Origin of the sequence: Paraglaciecola mesophila (genome assembly GCF_009906955.1) — a bacterium.
Classification (GTDB): domain Bacteria; phylum Pseudomonadota; class Gammaproteobacteria; order Enterobacterales; family Alteromonadaceae; genus Paraglaciecola; species Paraglaciecola mesophila_A.
The window spans coordinates 4,434,072-4,453,255 of sequence record NZ_CP047656.1; the positions used below are offsets into that span (position 1 = coordinate 4,434,072).

The 19,184-nt window shown below is 44.0% G+C and carries 18 protein-coding genes; 17 read left to right on the plus strand and 1 reads right to left on the minus strand.

The annotated features are described in order from the left end of the window. Nucleotides 1-88: 88 nt before the first annotated feature. The 7 genes from FX988_RS18905 to flgL all read left to right on the plus strand — a co-directional run bounded on the left by FX988_RS18905 (nucleotide 89) and on the right by flgL (nucleotide 7,892). Nucleotides 89-832 (plus strand): flagellar basal body rod protein FlgF, encoded by a 744-nt coding sequence (locus FX988_RS18905; RefSeq protein WP_160181645.1) that lies wholly within the window; start codon nucleotides 89-91, stop codon nucleotides 830-832. 63 nt (nucleotides 833-895) lie between these two features. After that, nucleotides 896-1,684, plus strand: a complete 789-nt coding sequence (flgG, locus tag FX988_RS18910) for a flagellar basal-body rod protein FlgG (protein WP_007990062.1) — start codon at nucleotides 896-898, stop codon at nucleotides 1,682-1,684. An 11-nt stretch (nucleotides 1,685-1,695) separates the two neighbouring features. Continuing rightward, nucleotides 1,696-2,376 carry a flagellar basal body L-ring protein FlgH gene (gene flgH / locus FX988_RS18915; RefSeq protein WP_160181647.1) on the plus strand — a complete coding sequence of 227 codons (681 nt, stop codon included), beginning with the start codon at nucleotides 1,696-1,698 and terminating at the stop codon, nucleotides 2,374-2,376. Between the two features lie 13 nt (nucleotides 2,377-2,389). After that, the gene (locus tag FX988_RS18920; RefSeq protein WP_160181649.1) at nucleotides 2,390-3,502 is read left to right on the plus strand and encodes a flagellar basal body P-ring protein FlgI; all 1,113 of its coding nucleotides are present in this window, start codon (nucleotides 2,390-2,392) and stop codon (nucleotides 3,500-3,502) included. A gap of 27 nt (nucleotides 3,503-3,529) precedes the next feature. After that, the gene (gene flgJ / locus FX988_RS18925) at nucleotides 3,530-4,486 is read left to right on the plus strand and encodes a flagellar assembly peptidoglycan hydrolase FlgJ (RefSeq protein WP_160181651.1); all 957 of its coding nucleotides are present in this window, start codon (nucleotides 3,530-3,532) and stop codon (nucleotides 4,484-4,486) included. Nucleotides 4,487-4,513: 27 nt separating this feature from the next. After that, nucleotides 4,514-6,643, plus strand: a complete 2,130-nt coding sequence (locus tag FX988_RS18930) for a FlgK family flagellar hook-associated protein (RefSeq protein WP_160181653.1) — start codon at nucleotides 4,514-4,516, stop codon at nucleotides 6,641-6,643. A 22-nt stretch (nucleotides 6,644-6,665) separates the two neighbouring features. Then, a complete protein-coding gene (gene flgL / locus FX988_RS18935) occupies nucleotides 6,666-7,892 on the plus strand; it encodes a flagellar hook-associated protein FlgL (protein ID WP_160181654.1) in 1,227 nt (408 codons plus the stop codon). A gap of 44 nt (nucleotides 7,893-7,936) precedes the next feature. Here flgL and FX988_RS18940 read toward each other — a convergent pair whose 3' ends face one another. Further along, on the minus strand, nucleotides 7,937-8,875 hold the full coding sequence (locus FX988_RS18940) for a hypothetical protein (protein WP_160181656.1): 939 nt from the start codon (nucleotides 8,873-8,875) through the stop codon (nucleotides 7,937-7,939). 257 nt (nucleotides 8,876-9,132) lie between these two features. On the opposite strand from FX988_RS18940, the gene FX988_RS18945 reads away from it, so the two are divergent. The 10 genes from FX988_RS18945 (at nucleotide 9,133) to pseF (ending at nucleotide 19,184) form a co-directional block, all read left to right on the plus strand. After that, the gene (locus FX988_RS18945) at nucleotides 9,133-9,957 is read left to right on the plus strand and encodes a flagellin (protein WP_160181658.1); all 825 of its coding nucleotides are present in this window, start codon (nucleotides 9,133-9,135) and stop codon (nucleotides 9,955-9,957) included. Nucleotides 9,958-10,354: 397 nt separating this feature from the next. Then, on the plus strand, nucleotides 10,355-11,185 hold the full coding sequence (locus FX988_RS18950; protein WP_160181659.1) for a flagellin: 831 nt from the start codon (nucleotides 10,355-10,357) through the stop codon (nucleotides 11,183-11,185). A 1,354-nt stretch (nucleotides 11,186-12,539) separates the two neighbouring features. Further along, nucleotides 12,540-13,364, plus strand: coding sequence for a flagellin (locus tag FX988_RS18955; RefSeq protein WP_160181661.1), 825 nt, complete (start codon nucleotides 12,540-12,542; stop codon nucleotides 13,362-13,364). Nucleotides 13,365-13,491: 127 nt separating this feature from the next. Further along, entirely contained in the window at nucleotides 13,492-13,932 is a 441-nt protein-coding gene (locus tag FX988_RS18960; protein WP_160181663.1) for a flagellar protein FlaG, read from the plus strand. Between the two features lie 28 nt (nucleotides 13,933-13,960). Beyond that, the gene (gene fliD / locus FX988_RS18965) at nucleotides 13,961-15,442 is read left to right on the plus strand and encodes a flagellar filament capping protein FliD (protein WP_160181665.1); all 1,482 of its coding nucleotides are present in this window, start codon (nucleotides 13,961-13,963) and stop codon (nucleotides 15,440-15,442) included. 19 nt (nucleotides 15,443-15,461) lie between these two features. Beyond that, nucleotides 15,462-15,893 carry a flagellar export chaperone FliS gene (gene fliS / locus FX988_RS18970; RefSeq protein WP_160181666.1) on the plus strand — a complete coding sequence of 144 codons (432 nt, stop codon included), beginning with the start codon at nucleotides 15,462-15,464 and terminating at the stop codon, nucleotides 15,891-15,893. Continuing rightward, on the plus strand, nucleotides 15,890-16,198 hold the full coding sequence (locus FX988_RS18975) for a hypothetical protein (protein ID WP_160181667.1): 309 nt from the start codon (nucleotides 15,890-15,892) through the stop codon (nucleotides 16,196-16,198). Before fliS ends, FX988_RS18975 begins: the two co-directional genes overlap by 4 nt. A gap of 130 nt (nucleotides 16,199-16,328) precedes the next feature. Further along, on the plus strand, nucleotides 16,329-17,327 hold the full coding sequence (gene pseB / locus FX988_RS18980) for a UDP-N-acetylglucosamine 4,6-dehydratase (inverting) (protein ID WP_160181668.1): 999 nt from the start codon (nucleotides 16,329-16,331) through the stop codon (nucleotides 17,325-17,327). A gap of 8 nt (nucleotides 17,328-17,335) precedes the next feature. After that, a complete protein-coding gene (gene pseC, locus FX988_RS18985) occupies nucleotides 17,336-18,472 on the plus strand; it encodes a UDP-4-amino-4,6-dideoxy-N-acetyl-beta-L-altrosamine transaminase (protein ID WP_160182238.1) in 1,137 nt (378 codons plus the stop codon). Nucleotides 18,473-18,482: 10 nt separating this feature from the next. Next, the gene (pseF, locus tag FX988_RS18990; RefSeq protein ID WP_160181669.1) at nucleotides 18,483-19,184 is read left to right on the plus strand and encodes a pseudaminic acid cytidylyltransferase; all 702 of its coding nucleotides are present in this window, start codon (nucleotides 18,483-18,485) and stop codon (nucleotides 19,182-19,184) included.

The window sequence follows — 19,184 nt, forward strand, 5'->3', positions numbered from 1 at the left end:
ACCTCTGCTTAATTAATATGCTGTTTACTATGAATGGCACTTTACTTGCACAGTTCTTAGTAAATTCACTTTTCGTCAAGAAGTTGTCATGGATAAATTGCTTTATATTGCCGCCAGCGGAGCTAAACAAGATCTTCTTGGTACGTCCGTGCGAGCAAATAACCTTGCCAATACCCAAACAACGGGTTTTCGAGCACAGCTAGAACAGGCACGCAGTATGCCAGCGTTTGGTGACGGCTTACCGACTCGGGTTTTTTCCATGACTGAGAACCCTGCCAACAACTTTGAAGGCGGGGCGATGATCCAAACCGAGCGAAACTTAGACGTTGCTATTCAAGGCGAAGGTTGGTTATCGGTACTAGATGCCAACGGTGCTGAAGCCTATAGCCGAAATGGTAGTTTACAGATAAGTGCCGATGGGCAATTACAAGATTCATCTGGAAACACGATTGTTGGTGAGTTTGGCCCAGTATTTCTGCCAATCCCCCTTTCTAACATCAACATCGCAGGTGATGGGACCATTTCAGTTAGGCCACAAGGTGCGCCTGAAACTGTGCTAGAAGAAGTGGGCAGATTGAAATTAGTCAATCCAGATTTAGACAACATTGAGCGGGGCAACGATGGTTTGTTCCGTCAAAAAGACGGCGAGTTGGCGCAACTTGACCCTAGGGTTAGCATTCGCAACGGCATGCTAGAAGGCAGCAACGTGAACCCAGTGGAAGAAATGGTCGATATGATCAGCTTACAGCGCCACTACGAAATGCAAGTGAAGTTCATGAAAGAAGCCAGTGATTTAGATGCGAAAGCGAACCAATTGCTGCGCATTATTTAGCCTTAGTTGAATAGCCGTATAGCAAACACAGGCTTAAGATAAATTTTATAGAGGAGGTGTCCTATGCACCCAGCATTATGGATCAGCAAAACCGGACTCGATGCAGCACAAACTGATGTGGCTGTTATTTCAAATAACCTTGCAAACGCCAGTACTGTTGGCTTTAAAAAAGATAGAGCGATTTTCGAAGACTTGCTTTATCAAAATATTAACCAGCCAGGGGGACGTTCATCAGCGGATACTGAGTTACCGTCGGGTTTGATGTTAGGCGCAGGTAGCAAAGTGGTCGCCACACAAAAAGCCCATACCCAAGGCAATATGCTGACCACAGAAAATGCGCTGGACATGTCCATCCAGGGGCGTGGGTTTTTCGAAATTCAGCAACCAGATGGCACAATTGCGTATACACGTAATGGTCAATTTACCCTTAATGACGAAGGTCAGATTGTTACGCCTGGGGCGGGCTTTTTACTGCAGCCCAACATTACTGTGCCTGAAGACGCCCAGCAAATTACGATTTCTCAAGACGGCGAGGTATCGGCCTCTATTCGTGGTCAAGCAGACCCACAAGTGTTAGGCCAAATCAGCTTATCTGATTTCGTCAATATGACGGGGTTACAACCGATTGGTCAAAACCTGTATGTGGAAACGGCGACCAGTGGCGCGCCTATCCAAGGGGTTCCAGGCCTTGAGGGCTTGGGTACGGTGGTTCAAGGGGCACTTGAAACATCCAACGTTAATGTGACTGAAGAGCTGGTCAATCTAATAGAATCTCAACGCCTATACGAAATGAACTCCAAAGTAATTTCAGCTGTGGATTCAATGTTGGGTCAGGTTATTCAACAACTTTAATGGTTAATATTATGAAAGCCTTTTATGTCATTGGATTAAGTGGATTACTCAGCGCCTGCCAAAGCACGCCTGAGCCGGATATCATGCCGAATGACCCTTACTATGCACCTATTACGGCAGAGCTACCGCGGCAGAAAATTGCCGAAGACGGCTCAATCTTTCAGGCTGATATGGCAAATAGCTTATATTCAGATGTCAAAGCACGCCGAGTAGGTGACATTATTACGGTGAGCTTACAAGAAAACACCAGTGCCACGAAATCGGCAGGTACCACTACCTCTAAAGAAACGGCACTCGATGTGAATCCAATTATTGGATTAGGCGGAAACGCCGTCAACATTGGCTCTCAATCTGTACAACTAGGCATCGACAGTTCAAATGAGTTCACTGGGGATGCATCAGCCAATCAAAGTAATAATTTAAGTGGTGATATCTCTGTCACCGTGATGAAAGTATTTCCTAACCAGAACTTATTAGTACGCGGAGAGAAATGGCTGACGCTTAACAATGGCAATGAATATATTCGATTAACGGGAGTTGTGCGTCCTGCGGATATCAGCCCAACCAATGAAGTTATATCAACTAAGATTGCCAATGCTCGCATTCAGTATAGTGGCACAGGTACCTTTGCATCTGCACAGAAAGAAGGCTGGCTCACACAATTCTTCTCTTCTGAGTACTGGCCTTTTTAGGCAGGAGTTTTATATGAAACTACTTTTGTTCATTCTTATGGTTACGAGCATCATTGTTGCTCCAGTAGGACAAGCCCAGCGAATAAAAGACTTAGCCAGCGTGCAAGGGGTGAGAAGTAACCAATTGGTAGGCTATGGTCTGGTGGTAGGTTTGCCGGGTACAGGTGAGCAAAGCCCGTTTACCGAGCAAAGCTTTCGTACCATGTTAACGAATTTTGGTATTAGTTTAGATAGCAGCTTAAAACCGAAAATAAAGAACGTTGCCGCCGTGGCGGTTCATGCTGAACTGCCTCCTTTTTTAAAGCCAGGTCAAACAATCGATGTGACTGTAAGCTCAGTGGGGGAGGCGGCAAGTTTACGTGGTGGCACGTTGTTGCAAACCTTTTTAAAGGGGCTGGACGGGAAAGTATATGCCGTGGCCCAAGGAAGCTTAGTGGTCAGTGGTTTTGGTGCACAAGGCGCCGATGGCTCTAAAATTGTTGCTAACACACCAACGGTTGGACGAATCGCAAATGGCGCGCTCATCGAACGAGCCGTTCCTAGTGGTTTTATGCAAAATGATTTCTTGACGTTGAATCTAAATTTCCCTGATTTTTCAACGGCGAAAATTCTAGCTGACACGATTAATCAGCGTTTAGGGGCAGATCCCGATAAGGGGTATATTATTGCCACTCCAATTGATGCGGCGTCAGTTCGGGTCTCTGCTCCAAGAGATGTCGGCCAGCGCGTTGGGTTTCTAGCCACCTTAGAGAATTTTGAATTTATGCCGGCCAAAGCGCCAGCGCGAATCGTTATTAATAGCCGAACAGGCACCATTGTGATTGGTCAAGATGTGCGTTTGTTACCTGCGGCCATTACCCATGGGGGGTTGACGGTAACAATCAGCGAAAATCAACAAGTCTCTCAACCTAATCCATTGGCCCAAGGTGAGACCGTAGTGACGGATCAGTCGATCATCGATGTTAATTTAGATGATACGCGCATGTTCAAATTTGACCCCGGGGTGACCTTAGACCAATTAGTCCGTGCAGTGAATGAAGTTGGTGCTGCCCCAGGTGACTTAATGGCAATCCTTGAAGCGCTTAGTGAAGCTGGCGCTTTACAAGGTGAGTTGGTAGTGATTTAACGTGATTGATTGGGCGAGGCATAGCCGATGGATAGCATAGACAATAGCATTCAATTTCAAGGTCAGTTTGATATGTCGCGTAATGCGAATGACATTCAAGGCCTTGATAAATTGCGCCGTGCGGCGCAAAGCGGTGATGACGCAGCCCTACAAGAAGCAGCGAAGCAATTCGAAGCGATTTTTGTACAAATGATGCTCAAGTCTATGCGAAAAGCACAAGATGTGATGGCCGACAAAGACAGCCCATTCAACTCAGAGCAGGTAAAGTTTTACCGCGACATGCATGATCAACAATTAGCCACCGATATGTCGAATAATGGCAGTATCGGTTTAGCCGACATCATAGTTAAACAATTGAGTAAAGGTGGAAACGGATTTACCCCTTCTAGTGTTATTCGTAACGATGCAAATCTGTCAGATATTAATCGTCATAGCGCACAAAATATTGAACAGGCGCAACAGCGTGTGTTGCCAGAAAGAGTATCGTCAAACGCGGGCTACAAAGACGCTGCCTTTCGTGATCAAAATGAATTTTTAGATACGCTTTATCCTGTAGCACAGCAAGTGGCTAAAGAACTCGGTATTGATCCTAAAGCGTTGTTAGCGCAAGCCGCGGTAGAGACTGGCTGGGGACAATACATGATGCACACAGATAAGGGGAATACCCACAACTTATTTGGCATAAAAGCCGGTAATGGTTGGCAGGGTGACACGGCAAATGTGAGTACAATCGAGTTTGAGCAAGGATTGGCCGCCCCGAAAAAAGCCAAATTTAGAGCATACAACTCTTTTAACGATGCAATGCACGATTATGCATCGTTCGTAAAAGACAACCCGCGCTACCAGCAAGCGTTGGAAAATACCGGCAACCCTAAAAATTATTTTAGCGAATTACAACAAGCGGGTTATGCCACCGATCCTGCTTATGCTGACAAAATACTGTCTGTATTGAACAGTGGTTCGTTACGGCAGTATCAACCATGAACAGCATCAGTTTGCGGAGTATAAAAAATGATTAGAACGGCGGATTTAGTGTCCATAGCCCGATCTGGTGTTGAGGCAAGCAACCAATTACTGAGCACTACAGGTAACAATATTGCCAATGTGAATACTGACGGTTATGTGCGAGAGCGTACAAGCTTTGTTGCTCAGTTAACCGGCGGGGTGGGGCAGTACACCACCGAGCGAGTCATGAATACATTTGCGCAAAATCAATTGCGCCGTGACACGACTAACCTTGCTGAACACGAAGCTTATTGGACCAAAACCGCTGTTCTAGACAATGTGTTTGCCAGTGAAGCTAACAGTGTATCAGCGAGTATGAGTCGCTTCTTCGCTTCCCTACAAACTGCAAATGATGACCCAACGAATATGTCAGCGCGTCAACTGGTGCTAGGTGATGCTGAGTCCATGCTTGGGCAAATGGGAACCCTATCCACCTTTTTGACCGAGAAAGAGCGTGAGATAAACTTTGAATTCACAGACTCCTTAAATAAGGTCAACTCATTAGTTGAATCGATCGCATCGTTTAATGAATCTATTCGTATCGCTCAGGCGAATAACCGTCATGACGTGCCTGGTGCGCTAATGAACGAGCGAGATGCCGCAGTCTTAGAATTGAGTAGTTTAGTATCGATTGAAACGCGCGAGAGCTCCAATAACGATGGCTCGATTATGATTAACCTCACATCAGGTGAATCATTGGTGATGCAAGATGGTACGTTTAGCGTATTTGAAGTGAACAATAGCGCGGATCTTAGCTATAAATCATTACAACTAACCAGTAATGGCAAACCCACCTCGCTAAACTTAGCTGAAACAGAATTGGGTGGCACTATTGGCGGGCTATTCCGATATCGCGATGAGGTGTTAGAGCCAAGCCGGCGAGAACTCGGTCAGATTGCATTGGCAGTCACTGAAGCAGTGAACACGCAAAATCGAGCCGGTATGGACTTTGACCAGCAGTTAGGGGGAGAAATTTTTACGCGTCCCATTACCACAGGTTTAAATTACCCTACCAATATTGACAACACCTCTATCGTCAATGGGCGTATCTCTAAAGGTGGCGCGAGCGATATTACCAGTGCAGATTATCATGTCACGATTGATGGTGTGACAGGCGGCGTTCCGCCAACAGTCGATGTGACCGTTGCTTTGCTCAATATCGATGGATCAGCTGTGACGGACGTTAATGGCAACCCTGTAACGCAAAGTTATTCTGGCCTTACGGCACAAAGTGGTGAGTTCAATGAAGTCTTTGGTGGAATTGAATTGGAGTTTTCTAAGGGCACGGGCTACACAGTTGGCGATCAATTTTTACTACAGCCGACAAAAGACGTGGCGGATAAAATCGACGTGTTTACTACTCGTCCCGAAGATTTAGCACTTGCCAGCCCAATTAGGGTGGAAGCGGGCGATGACAATCTGGGCGGGGCTGAATTAGTATCAACAAGCGTTACCAATACCTTTGTAGATACATCGCCTTTCGATGCTCGCTCTTCAGGTTTTGACGGTGCTGGTGGTATTCATATACCAGGCGCAGCCCCTGGCGGTGGTGTAGGCGCACCAGCATCTGTGCGTTTTAATTCAGCCACTGAATATGAAGTACTCGATAGTGCCGGCACGGTTATTACGACGGTCAGTGGTATCTCATCGCTCGACAATTTGTTAGAACAAGCTGCCGGTACCGCCGGATGGCCTGCGGCATTTAGCGCGCTCGATAATTATCCAGGTTATGACTTTACGTTACAGGGTGAGCCTAAAGCAGGAGACACCTTTTCCATTGGCTACAATCAAGACGGTTTGAACGACAATCGCAATGGTTTGATCATGGCGAATTTGCAAAATGAAAATGGCATGCAATTAAATAATGCTGGTTCTGGGGATCCGGTGAGTTTTCATGAGGCATATGCGAATATTGTTGGTGATATTGGTCAAAAATCAGCAAACGCTGATATTGCAGTTAAAGCGGGAGAGGCATTAAAGCTTCAATCTCAAGACTGGTTTGATTCGGTATCTGGGGTAAGTTTAGATGAAGAAGCTGCAAACTTGGTGCGATTTCAGCAATCGTATGCTGCATCTGCGCGCTTGTTAAACACAGCGCAAGAAATGTTCGATACCATATTAAGCATGGTGAGATAATGAAAAACGTGAGAGGAATATAATGCGTATTTCCACTGGCCAATTATATGACAGAAGCATTCGTGCTGTATTGGATAATCAAGACGATTTGTCCGATGTTCAGCAACAGCTATCGACAGGTAAAAAGTTACTTCGACCATCCGACGATCCTGTCGGTTCAGCCCAAGTTATCCGCTTAACGGAAGAAATAGACTTAATTAATCAATACAACAAAAACAATAATCTGTTGACCAACAGTATTGAACAGGAAGAAACCATACTCGGTAATGTCACTGATAATATTCAGCGAGCTCGTCAGCTTATGATCCAGGCGGGTAACGGGATCCTTGATGTTGACGACCGAAAAGCCATTGCCATTGAAATAGGTCAAATTCGAGATCAAATTTTTGACGCCATGAATAGCCAAAGTGCTAATGGTGAGTACATATTTGCCGGGTACCAATCTGCTACCCCTGCGTTTAGCTATACTGCCGGTGCTTCTGGCAACAAATACGCGTTTGAAGGAGACGAAGGCTTAAACGAAATTCGAATCTCGAATACGTTTTCTCTTGCCATGAACAATTCTGGGCAGACTGTTTTTGAAGACGTTTACGCGCGCTTAGATAGCCAAATCACTTCTTCAAGTGGTGTAACTTCGGCCTCGACGCGGATCAGCACACAAAATGAATTCGATCAGTTTCATTCACAAAATTATGATCCTGTCGTCGCCGCAAACAACGAGTTTCAAATCAGTATTAGCGCGGCTGATCAAGTCACAATTACCAATGTTGGCACGGGAGCTGTGGTCGGTACCCAGCCTTTCATAAGTGGTGAGCCGTTTGAGTTTAAAGGACAAGAGTTCACCATCGAAGGGGCAGTAGGTGATACGGTTAATTATGCTCTGCAAAAGCCTGAGAAGAAGAATATTGCCGAAACACTAAACGATTTTTATATCAGCCTTAACGATGAAAATATATCGGATCAAGACTATGCCCAGGCAATTAGTGATGCATTGATTGGCGTTGATAACAGTTTAACGAGTATTGCTGATTCAATTTCACTGTTGGGGGGGAAGCTCAATGTCGCTCAGTCGGTGTTTGCATCGAACTTAGATCTAGAAATTTCCAACAAGACTGCCCGCGCCAATATCGAAGAAGTTGATTATGCTGAGGCGGTGTCTGAATTAAGTAAGCAAGAAGCTGCCCTGCAGGCTGCCCAAGCCACGTTTGCTAAAGTGACCGGGCTTTCGCTTTTTGATTATATCAGTTAGAACGTTCATCTCCCCACTGCGCATAGCATGAGCACTTTTTAGGATTAAAGTGTTAATTGCGCTAAGTAGATGTGGGCCTGTTGGTCTTGATGGGCTGAGTAATAACTCACGAGTAAGGTATTTCCGCGCTTCACCATGCCAGGGTAACTGTTATCTCCTGAGGATGGCAGTATTTTGAGCGGTGTAACCTTCGCACTTTTAAGTTCTATCTTCAGCACTGCTGTAACCAGTTTGTTTTTATACAAAACTCTTCCCGCTAGCAACGCGCTTTGCTCGTCTAATTTAAGCATGTTTGGTCCACCTAAGTAAAAGCCTAGATCTGTCCAGCGCCATTGGGTGTATGGGGGCCGGCTTATTCCAAGTTGTGCGGTGTATGTATCGCTGTCTCTGCGCAAGACGACATACGCAGTTCCATCGTCTGTAAAGCACATATCACTCTCGTTGGGGTAGCCTTTGTGATGCGTTTGCAAACTAAATATCTGGCTTTGAGTGCGATGAAAACTGCGCTTAGGCTCACCAGAATAAAAATGTACTGTGTTCGCCGAGCGGTTATATGCTAAACCATAGGCCTTGTGGTCATGCCAGCGTAAACGCCACAACCACCAATGTTTTTCACCTATGTTCGTCGGGCTAGACCAACTGAGACCATCTTGTGACGTCCAGATAACGGGGATATTTGCTCCTAATTGCCCTAAATGGTGGGGAGATGCCAATCTACGCGCATACGCTAACAACATTAACTTACCCTTTGGGGTAATACTTAACTTAGGGTCCCGCAGATCTGTGCTGGGAAGATTAATACGCTGCTTATATTCCACATGACCATGTGGGGTTATGGTGACGATATCTATTACACCATCACCACTCACATGGTTGCTTGCCACTCGATAGCAGCAATATAGCGCCCCCCTAAAGTCGCATAAATCGGTAAATGCATGATGCTTGTGAGCGTAAGTTAGGCGCTTAATATTTTTAATTTGCATTATTTTTAATCATTTTCGGTTCAATAAAACCATTGAAACTCAATTGGTTAGCAATTGCAAAGCGGCAATAGCTTGCCGTTTTCTTAAAAAACGGCAAATTTTTGTTAAAGAGAATTTTCCTACCGTCGATAACATTTCTGAGAGAGCCAGTAATGATGATTTATTTAACAAGTCATCATACTAATTAGTGTTATTTAACCACCGATTATGATTTTCGGTTGCCAGTGAAAACTGGACTGAGAGTGTAGGAGAAAACCATGGGTTTATTCGTAAATACCAACGTGTCGTCTTTGAACGCACAACGCCAATTATTCAATTCAGCTTCTAGCTTGAATACTTCTTTTGAACGTCTTTCATCAGGATTTCGTATTAACCGTGCAGCAGATGACGCTGCAGGTCTTCAAATCACTGACCGTTTGACCACGCAGATCCAAGGTCTTGACCAAGCAGCAAGAAACGCTAACGATGCGATTTCATTGACGCAAACCGCTGAAGGCGCGCTAGGTGAAGTAACATCTTCATTGCAACGTATACGCCAGCTTGCAGTGCAATCTCAAAATGGGATTAACTCATCTGCGGACCGTGTTGCCTTGCAGAAAGAAGTGTCTGCGCTTAAATCTGAAATTACACGTATTTCAACCGATTCACAGTTTGGTACCACAGACATCCTTAAAGGTGACTTCTCTGCTAAATTCCTAGTTGGGGCGAATGGCGGCCAAAATATTTCAGTCAACTTATCTCGTCCTAACGGGTTCGGTGCTGAAGGTCTAAACATTGATGACTTAAACATTGATACCGTTGAAGGTGCATCAGCTGCGTTGACGGCAATATCAGAAGCCATATCTTCAGTGGGTGGTGTTCGAGCTGATTTGGGTGCGCTGCAAAACCGTTTCCAATCAACCATTCGTAACTTATCAAATATTTCTGAGAACGTATCAGGTGCACGTTCACGAATTCGTGACACTGATTTCGCCTCAGAAACTGCAGAATTGACGCGTAACCAAATCATTCAGCAGGCAAGTTTAACCGTACTGAGCCAGGCTAATCAGCGTCCTCAGTCAGCTTTATCTTTACTAGGTTAATTGGTTAGTTAACCTAGGTTTCGAGACCCTACTGCTTGGGGCTTTGAAGCCAGGAGGTAGTGCACCAGGTTAAAAAGAACCAATCAGTTGAGAGTCCGCTCACTCTCTCCTAACGTAAGAGCGTTAAGCCGAAGGACTTCCTTCGGCTTTTTTTGCAATTATTTTTAATTGCAAGCTATTGAATTAATGGAGAAAAAATATTTAGTTGGTTTTTTAACTAAAGGATTTTCTGTGTCTGTTCGATAACTTAAACATAGTCGCTAGGTCACTCATAAAAATAATAAGCCAGCACTAGAACAGAGACCAATAATAATAAAAGCAAGGTCCTGTATTCACCACGACAATAATAAAATCAATAGTCGGGTGATTGTTTAAAAAAATCGTTAGGAGAAAGAAAATGAGCTTATTCGTTAATACGAATGTGTCGTCGTTGAATGCTACCCGTCAATTATTCACGTCGAACAATAACCTAAATACGTCGTTTGAAAGATTGTCATCTGGTTTTAGAATTAACAGCGCCAAAGATGACGCGGCAGGATTGCAAATATCTAACCGACTCACAACCCAAGTTTTAGGCCTTAACATGGCCGTTCGAAACGCCAATGATGGCATTTCCTTAGCGCAAACCGCTGAAGGTGCGTTAGGTGAAGTGACGACTGCTTTACAGAGAATTAGAGTATTAGCAGTACAAGCGCAAAACGGGATCAATGCATCCGCAGACAGATTAGCGCTGCAAAAAGAAGTCGATGCGTTGAAGTTTGAAATGAGCCGTATTGCCGCTACCACTCAGTTTGGTGGGGTGAATATTTTAGGTGGCGATTACTCGTCGGCTTTCCTCGTCGGAGCGAACCCAGGACAGACTATCAGTATAAATATATCGCGTACCAATGGTTTTGGGGCGGCAGGATTGTTTGACGGAGAAGACATATCCGTGGCGACAGTTGCTGGGGCGTCAAGAGCGATGGTTGCTGTGTTAGAAGCCATTTCTATCATTGATGCAAAACGTGCAGACCTCGGTGCAATACAAAATAGATTCCAGTCTACAATACGTAACCTAAGTAACATTTCTGAAAATGTAGCAGCCGCACGAAGTCGAATTCGAGATACTGATTTTGCCGTAGAAACCGCTGAATTGACACGCTGGCAGATTATCCAGCAGGCGAGTATCACCGTGTTAGGTCAGGCAAATCAAAGACCTCAGTCAGCATTGCAATTGTTGCAAGGATAAATATAAAACACGTCACTTACTCTTTATTGTCGGTGGCGCGCGTTTTATAGATAAATTAAATAGGAATGGCTGACAGACAAGGAAGATGCCAGGAGGTAGTGAGGTTTTGAGGTTTAGGCCATCAAACCTGCCTGTCAGCTAGAGCTTTCGCTCGATACATTTTGCTGTGTGGTAACACTAACAAAACATGCCAACCAGGGTACCAGTTGGCGATATAGTAAAGCAGGTTGTGTGCCAAAACGAGTTTCAAGAAAATTTGCTCTACGTGATAATTGGTTAGAGCCACCTTGTTTTAGGGCTATGAATTAGTTTGTGAAATTCAGTTTAGAGCAAGGTGTTGTTAGGAATGTACCGAAATACTATTTATAAAATGTAGGACTGTGGCTTCTTTTATAAGACTTTGCCAAAAAATTGATACTGAATACTCTTCATACTAGCGTTTCAATGAAGCAATGAAGCAATGAAGCAATGAAGCAATGAAGCAATGAAGCAATGAAGCAATGAAACGTAAGACTTAGGTAGTCACTATAAAGATGATTGAAATAGGCCGTATGAACTGATAAGTGAATATAATTTAATCATCAGCGGAGTTTTATAAACGACTCGTTCGTTCTCAATAAGTGGCGATGAGCGGCAAAGTTTGGCAACTTATTTTACAAAATTTGCCGTCTAACCGGCAGTATTGACCTGTTAGGTGCTGCGATACTCTCATTATCGTTGACAAAAATGACGGACAATTAACCTATTAGTTAAATGTCATTTTCTAAAGAATTACTCAGAGGGTAGGAAATGAGAGGCCACCCTGAAAGTAACCAAGGACGGTTGCTTCATTTTGTCAGGGAAGATGCGTGACTGGAGTTGCGCAAAAACGCCGACCAACAGAACTGAGAGTGTAGAAGTTTGGTTGAGAGGCCAGTATTCATTCTCTGATCTGCCAGTCGGACAGAAACTTTTTTGCTCGTTCTCCTAACGTGAGCAATTCGGTCGGGTCATTTGGCCCGGCCTTTTTTATTTACCCGCCAAGTTCTTGGCGTTTCTCAATTTTCTATTGCATCACCCTTCTTGATATGCACTTCACATGCCAATGTTTTTCGATTGCAGTTTTTTAGTATGCCGCTCTGGCAGAGATATTTTTTCAAAAAAAGACGAATAAAAATTAAAGTTGCTGAAGTTGTGGTCGATAACATTAGCTGAGGGGTGATCTAATTAATCACTTGTAGAGTTTTTTGCGAGGTAGAGGTGCCAAGCAGAAACGTAGTGAGGCAGTTTCAATGAGGAGGCTCATTGTAACTGAATTTTGAGGCGGGCTTACTTAGCTTTATAGGCTGAAGGTAGGTTTCCAGGAGGTTTTAACATGGCATTATTCGTAAATACTAACGTACCGTCATTGAATGCTCAGCGTCAGTTGTTCAATTCAGGCGCGTCACTTAATACATCGTTCGAACGTTTATCATCAGGCTTTCGTATTAACCGAGCGGCAGATGATGCAGCAGGGTTACAAATATCCGATCGCTTAACAACCCAGATACAAGGGCTAGATCAAGCAGCTAGAAACGCAAACGACGCGATCTCTTTGGCGCAAACCGCTGAGGGTGCGTTAGGAGAAGTAACGTCTTCTCTACAGCGTATTCGTCAGCTAGCGGTGCAATCTCAGAACGGCATTAACTCAGATGCTGATAGAGCGGCCCTGCAAAAAGAAGTATCTGCGCTTAAGTCTGAGATCACCCGTATTTCCACTGACACTCAGTTCGGAACGACGGATATTTTGGTTGGTACCTTCTCAGCTAGCTTTTTGGTGGGGGCAAACGGTAACCAAAATATCTCAGTGAATTTGTCACGTAATGATGGCTTTGGGGCGACAGGGTTGAGTATCGATGATTTAAACGTCGATACGGTTGAGGGGGCGTCGGCCGCATTAACGGCTATTTCTGAAGCGATTTCGGTTGTTGGTGGGGTTCGTGCTGACTTAGGTGCCTTGCAAAACCGTTTCCAGTCAACCATTCGTAACTTGAGCAATATCTCTGAGAATATATCCAGTGCACGCTCACGTATACGCGATACGGATTTTGCAGCAGAGACAGCTGAATTGACGCGTAATCAAATTATTCAGCAAGCATCACTGTCGGTTTTGAGTCAAGCCAACCAAGCTCCCCAAACCGCCTTGAGCCTATTAGGATAATTGTCTTACACAGTGGCCATTTAAAAATAGTTTATACTGAATAATAGTGTTCGGTTGATAGGATTTATGAAGAGGGAACATTGGGTTTTAACACGCCATGTTCCCTTCCTTGTTTTAGGGGGACATTATGGATATTAATCTTTCACAAGTTGGCAAGAATGTTGCTGTTTTTGCAGATGATACAAACTCTGAAAACCTAGCTGGCTCTCGGCAAACCAGCGCCCCTTTATTTGAAACGGGGCTAGTAAAGGAAGCTAGTATTGAGCAAGCTAAAGAGATTTTGCTAACCGCCGATAAAGAACTAGATGAGGCGTTGCAACCAAATCAGCAAAACTTGGAAGAAGCGATTTCAGAGGTGAATGAGTTTGTTCAAACGAGAAATAAGCAGTTGAATTTCTCGGTGGATGACGATAGTGGTAAACAAGTGGTTAAGGTGACCGACTCTGATAGCGGGGATGTCATTAGACAAATCCCGACTGAAGAGGTGCTTAATTTATCACGACGTATCAAAGAGTTGCAGATGGATGTTGGTTCAGCAGTGGGTATGTTTTTTGATAAACAGGCATAACGCATGTGTATCTAAATAAGAGGTAATTATGTCAATTCAATCGCTAGGTGTCGGCTCAGGACTTGATTTAGAGGCATTAGTCAGTCAATTGCTAGAGGCGGAACGCGCCCCTAAGCAAGAACGTCTAGATTCTCAGGAAGAATCTTATGATGCTGAAATTTCGAGTATTGGTACGCTAAAATCTAAAATGAAAGAGTTTTTGGATAGCGTGGACGAACTGCGCAGTGATGCAAACTTGAAAGGTCGTGAACCGACAATTAAAAACCCTAGCGAAAATGTTGAGCCGTTTACCGCAGATGCTTCAAATAGTGCCGTTGAGGCAACCTATGCCATTGCTGTGACACAAATAGCCAGTGGTAGTCGTATTGAAACTGACAATGCAGCTGACGGTGGTTTTTCCAGTACCAGCGATCCTGTTTATACCCAACCAACTTTACTTGATCCGCCTTCGGGAAGTTTGACGTTTAAGATTGGCGCGACCAGCGACAGTTTTTCCATTGATGTGAATGCGGGAATGACATTGCAGCAGCTTAGCTCAGCGATTAACAACGCTGATGATAATTTCGGCGTGCGCTCGAGTATCATTGATACAGGTACTGCATCTGGTGGTGCTAAGCTTGTGTTTACCTCCTCTGTTGAGGGAGAAGGGAATGACCTCGTTATCGTCAATGACAATGATTTGGCAGAGCTCAATAGAGTGGCAACTACCAACTCGAGTGAAACCGTTAACTATCTATCTCCGGTTAAAAATGCACAAAATTCTAAGGCAACCATAGATGGGATCGCTGTTGAAAGTAGCACGACGAAATTTGAGAATGTGATTGAGAACGTATCATTTACCGTCTCTCAGCTCTCTGAAATTGGTGATGATGGGGTGACACCTCTCACCTCTAGCTTAAAAATCGGCTTTGATTCAGAAGGTCTAGAAGGAAAAATACGCGACTTTGTAGACAACTTTAATGCGTTGAATACCCAAATCACCTCGCTTACTCGATATGGTCTATCTGATTTAGAAGAAGATGGTGCCCTTGCAGGCGACTCGATGATTCGGGGCATCCAGCAAGGTCTATCGAACATGATTAGTTCCAGTGTATCTTCGTCTGGTTTAGGAACATTATTCCAATTGGGCATCGAGTTTAATGAGGACGGTGATTTAGAAATCGGTTCGTCAGATAAGTATGGCTTTGGTAGCGGAGAGGACAGGCTGCGCGACGCCCTTGAAGATAATTTTGATGATATCGCCGCATTGTTTGCTGATGATGAGCAGGGTGTTGCTGTTCGCATGTATGAATATGTAGAGCAGTATACGAATTTTAGTGGCTTACTCTCGTCCAGAGAACGCTCTGTTAGAGATCAGAAAGATCAGTTAGCGAATGAAAGAGAGCAGTTCGAATTACGAATGGCCTCTACAGAACAGATTTTACGCGACAAATATTTGAATCTAGATCAGACTGTGGCACAGCTTAACCAAACAGGTTCAGCATTGGTCGCCGCTTTAGGTTCAGCTTAGGGTTTAAAGGATAATTAACATGGCTTTAAAAGGTATCAATGCTTATAAAAAAGGTAATTTAAAACAAGAAATTGCCCAAGCAGATCCACACAAATTAACCTTGATGCTAATGCAAGGCGCGCTCGACCGCATGGCTTACGCTAAAGGCTGTATAGAACGACAAGAGTATGCAGAGAAAGCACAACACATTGGCAGATGTACAGCAATATTGATTAACCTTCGTGATACGCTTGATTTAAGCAATGATGCTGAAGTCGCTGAAAATTTATTCTCGTTGTATGATTACATGGCGCAAAGGCTAACTGACGCGACAGTACAAAACAGTGTACAAATTATGGACGAGGTCATTAATTTAATGTTACCGATTAAAACAGCTTGGGCGCAGATCCCCGAAAATGCTAAACAAGAAGCTTACGAAGCACAGCGACAAAAGCGTCAATCCGTAGTGTGAATAAAATTAACCTAGAGCACCCATTTACCCCGCCTGAGTTAACAAAGCTTAATCAGGAAATTACCGCCTTACTTCATAATGAGGTATTGGATGAAAAATCATTTCATGCTCTGTCAGTTAAGCGTGATCTTTGTATTAAGGATTATCTGAGCACACTAGACCTAGCCCAACAGACACAGTTTTGCGAAGCAGAAATTAAAGCGAATGAGGTATTAGTTGAATGTGCGCAGCAGCTATTTAATCAATCGTTAAAAGAATTGAGTGGGTTGATTCGAGGACGCAAAGCAGTAAAAAAGTATTATTAACAATCACCAACTAATTAGTACGAATATTCGTTTAATATTGAATTACTCGTATGTTGTTAATATCCTTAATATTCATAGTCATATAGACTAAGATAAACCTCCAATTAGCTTAACCCTTGGTGATGGAAAAATGTTCAACAATAAATCAATTCTTATTACCGGCGGTACCGGCTCATTTGGTAAGCGATTTGTTTCTTTTCTTTTAAAGCACTATCAACCGCAAAAACTTATTATCTATTCACGTGACGAACTTAAGCAATTTGAAATGCAGCAGGTGTTCGATGCGCCATGTATGCGTTACTTTATCGGTGATGTACGTGACAAAGAACGGCTAATCTCGGCCATGCGTGACGTTGACTTTGTCGTTCATGCTGCCGCGTTAAAACAAGTCCCTGCAGCAGAATATAACCCGAACGAATGTATTAAAACTAATATCAATGGTGCACAAAATGTCATTGACGCAGCGATAGCGACGAATGTGAGCCGGGTGATTGCCTTATCGACCGATAAGGCAGCAAATCCGGTTAACCTCTATGGGGCTACCAAGCTCGCTTCGGATAAGCTGTTTGTGGCGGCAAATAATATTTCCGGGGCTAAAGGGCCGCGTTTCTCAGTGGTACGTTACGGTAATGTTGTCGGCTCTCGAGGCTCTGTTGTACCGTTTTATCGCTCTTTATTGGAGCAAGGAAAAACAAATTTGCCAGTCACCCATGCAGAAATGACCCGCTTCTGGATCACCTTAGATGAAGGGGTGGAATTCGTTGTAAGAAATTTTCAACGTATGCAAGGCGGCGAAATTTTCGTGCCGAAAATACCTTCGGTGGCTATTCTTGATTTAGTGGAATCTATGAGCGGCACACGGGAGCATGATCTGGTAGGTATTCGCCCAGGTGAGAAGCTACACGAAGTGATGGTGCCAGAAGAGATGGCGCATCATTCATTAGAGTTTGACGACCATTATGTCATCACACCTGCCATTATATTTTTTGAAAAGAATATAAACTACAAACGCAATAAACTTGGTGAAATCGGTAAACCTGTAGAAGACAAATTTGAGTACCACTCTGGCACGAATCCTCACTTTTTATCGGTTGAAGAGCTACGCAAGTTAGATAAAGTCACGGAATAGTTTTGAATATGTTGCCATATGGACGTCACACTGTTGATCAAGATGATATTGATGCGGTAGTTAACGTTCTCCAAAATCAGTTCCTCACTCAGGGGGTAGCGGTTCCTGCATTTGAAAAGGCACTGTGTGAGTATACACATGCCCAATTCGCACTGGCTGTAAACAGCGGCACTTCAGGACTTCATGTTGCCTGTCTAGCTGCGGGTGTGGGGCGGTCAGATCTCGTTTGGACCGTTCCAAATTCATTTGTTGCTTCGGCTAATTGTGCGCGCTATTGCGGCGCTGATATCGACTTTGTAGATATTAATCCATTGACAAGAAACATCTGTTTAACACAATTAAAAAACAAACTCGCACATTGCGAGAAACTTCCTAAGGTATTGATTGTGGTGCATTTTGCAGGTGAAAGCTGTGATATGCAGGCGATCTCAGCATTAACGAGACAGTACAATATTACCTTGATTGAAGATGCGGCTCACGCGCTAGGGGCGACCTATCAAGGTAAACCTGTGGGTTGTTGCCAATACAGTGATATGACAGTGCTAAGTTTTCATCCTGTGAAATCGATAACCTCAGCAGAAGGCGGTGCAATCACAACAAATGATAACAGCTTACTAGAACGCTTAACCTTGTTTGCTAAGCATGGTATTACTCGCGAGCCATCCTTGCTTGAGGACAAAGAGCAAGGTGCTTGGTACTACGAGCAGCACGAATTAGGCTTTAACTACCGGATGAGCGATCTGCATGGGGCTTTGGGTTTATCGCAGTTGAACAAATTAGATGAGTTTATTCAGCACAGACGTGAAAAAGCCATTGTTTATGTAAATGCATTGCATGCTTTACCCGTAAAGCTACCCGATGAGAAAGCGCTTGCTACCAGTGCTTGGCATCTTTTTATGATTGAACTATTAGCGCATGACCGTAAGCAGGTGTTTGACGAACTAAGAGCCCTAGGGGTTGGCGTTAACGTGCACTATATCCCTATTCATCAACAACCTTATTATCAAAAGTTAGGTTTCCAGTCAGGGGACTTCCCCCATGCTGAACAATTTTATCAAAGTGCTATAACCTTGCCGTTATTTCCAGCAATGACGGAGTCCGAACAGCGGCATGTAATTGATAGCCTGCATGAAGTGTTACAGTGAGTCTCGATAAATGAACCTTGCCGTTATCCCCGCTAGAGGCGGGAGTAAGCGTATTCCAGGTAAAAACAGTAAAATGTTCTGCGGGAAGCCGTTAATTGCTTACTCTATTGAAGCTGCGAAGCATTCAGGATTGTTTGACAAGATTATTGTATCTACCGACAGTGATCAAATAGCACAAATAGCGCAGGACTATGGTGCGGAAATACCGTTTCTGAGACCGGGTGATCTGTCTGATGACTTTACCGGTACTGGGCCTGTTGTTCGACACGCAATTAAGGAAATGCTAGCACGAGGAACAAACCCACGTTATACATGCTGCATTTACGCGACAGCGCCGTTTATTCAAGTCTCGTCACTGCAAGAAGGGTTCGAAAGGCTAACATCCAATCGTTTAAAACACTTTGCCTTTTCTGTGACCAGCTTTCCATTCCCCATTCAGCGGGCACTTAAAATGCAAAACGGTGGTGTATTTCCTTTTTATCCTCAAGATATTCCAAAACGCTCTCAGGATTTAGAAGAGGGCTATCATGATGCAGGGCAATTTTATTGGGGAACTAGCGAAGCTTTTTTAGAAGGAATTCCTACTTTCAGTGAAACCAGTATTCCTATTGTGTTGCCCCGCCATCTAGTACAAGACATCGACACGCTTGAGGATTGGGTTCGCGCTGAGCTAATGTATAAAGCGTTTATCCAATTCAACAAGGGGGAATAG

Coding starts and splice junctions, on each gene's coding strand:
- fliS (WP_160181666.1), top strand. CDS start 15,462: ATGGCTTTAAAAGGTATCAATGCTTATAAAAAAGGTAATTTAAAACAA.
- FX988_RS18940 (WP_160181656.1), bottom strand. CDS start 8,875: ATGCAAATTAAAAATATTAAGCGCCTAACTTACGCTCACAAGCATCAT.
- FX988_RS18950 (WP_160181659.1), top strand. CDS start 10,355: ATGAGCTTATTCGTTAATACGAATGTGTCGTCGTTGAATGCTACCCGT.
- pseF (WP_160181669.1), top strand. CDS start 18,483: ATGAACCTTGCCGTTATCCCCGCTAGAGGCGGGAGTAAGCGTATTCCA.
- pseC (WP_160182238.1), top strand. CDS start 17,336: ATGTTGCCATATGGACGTCACACTGTTGATCAAGATGATATTGATGCG.
- FX988_RS18945 (WP_160181658.1), top strand. CDS start 9,133: ATGGGTTTATTCGTAAATACCAACGTGTCGTCTTTGAACGCACAACGC.
- FX988_RS18920 (WP_160181649.1), top strand. CDS start 2,390: ATGAAACTACTTTTGTTCATTCTTATGGTTACGAGCATCATTGTTGCT.
- FX988_RS18905 (WP_160181645.1), top strand. CDS start 89: ATGGATAAATTGCTTTATATTGCCGCCAGCGGAGCTAAACAAGATCTT.
- flgH (WP_160181647.1), top strand. CDS start 1,696: ATGAAAGCCTTTTATGTCATTGGATTAAGTGGATTACTCAGCGCCTGC.
- FX988_RS18960 (WP_160181663.1), top strand. CDS start 13,492: ATGGATATTAATCTTTCACAAGTTGGCAAGAATGTTGCTGTTTTTGCA.
- fliD (WP_160181665.1), top strand. CDS start 13,961: ATGTCAATTCAATCGCTAGGTGTCGGCTCAGGACTTGATTTAGAGGCA.
- FX988_RS18955 (WP_160181661.1), top strand. CDS start 12,540: ATGGCATTATTCGTAAATACTAACGTACCGTCATTGAATGCTCAGCGT.
- flgG (WP_007990062.1), top strand. CDS start 896: ATGCACCCAGCATTATGGATCAGCAAAACCGGACTCGATGCAGCACAA.
- flgL (WP_160181654.1), top strand. CDS start 6,666: ATGCGTATTTCCACTGGCCAATTATATGACAGAAGCATTCGTGCTGTA.
- FX988_RS18930 (WP_160181653.1), top strand. CDS start 4,514: ATGATTAGAACGGCGGATTTAGTGTCCATAGCCCGATCTGGTGTTGAG.
- flgJ (WP_160181651.1), top strand. CDS start 3,530: ATGGATAGCATAGACAATAGCATTCAATTTCAAGGTCAGTTTGATATG.
- pseB (WP_160181668.1), top strand. CDS start 16,329: ATGTTCAACAATAAATCAATTCTTATTACCGGCGGTACCGGCTCATTT.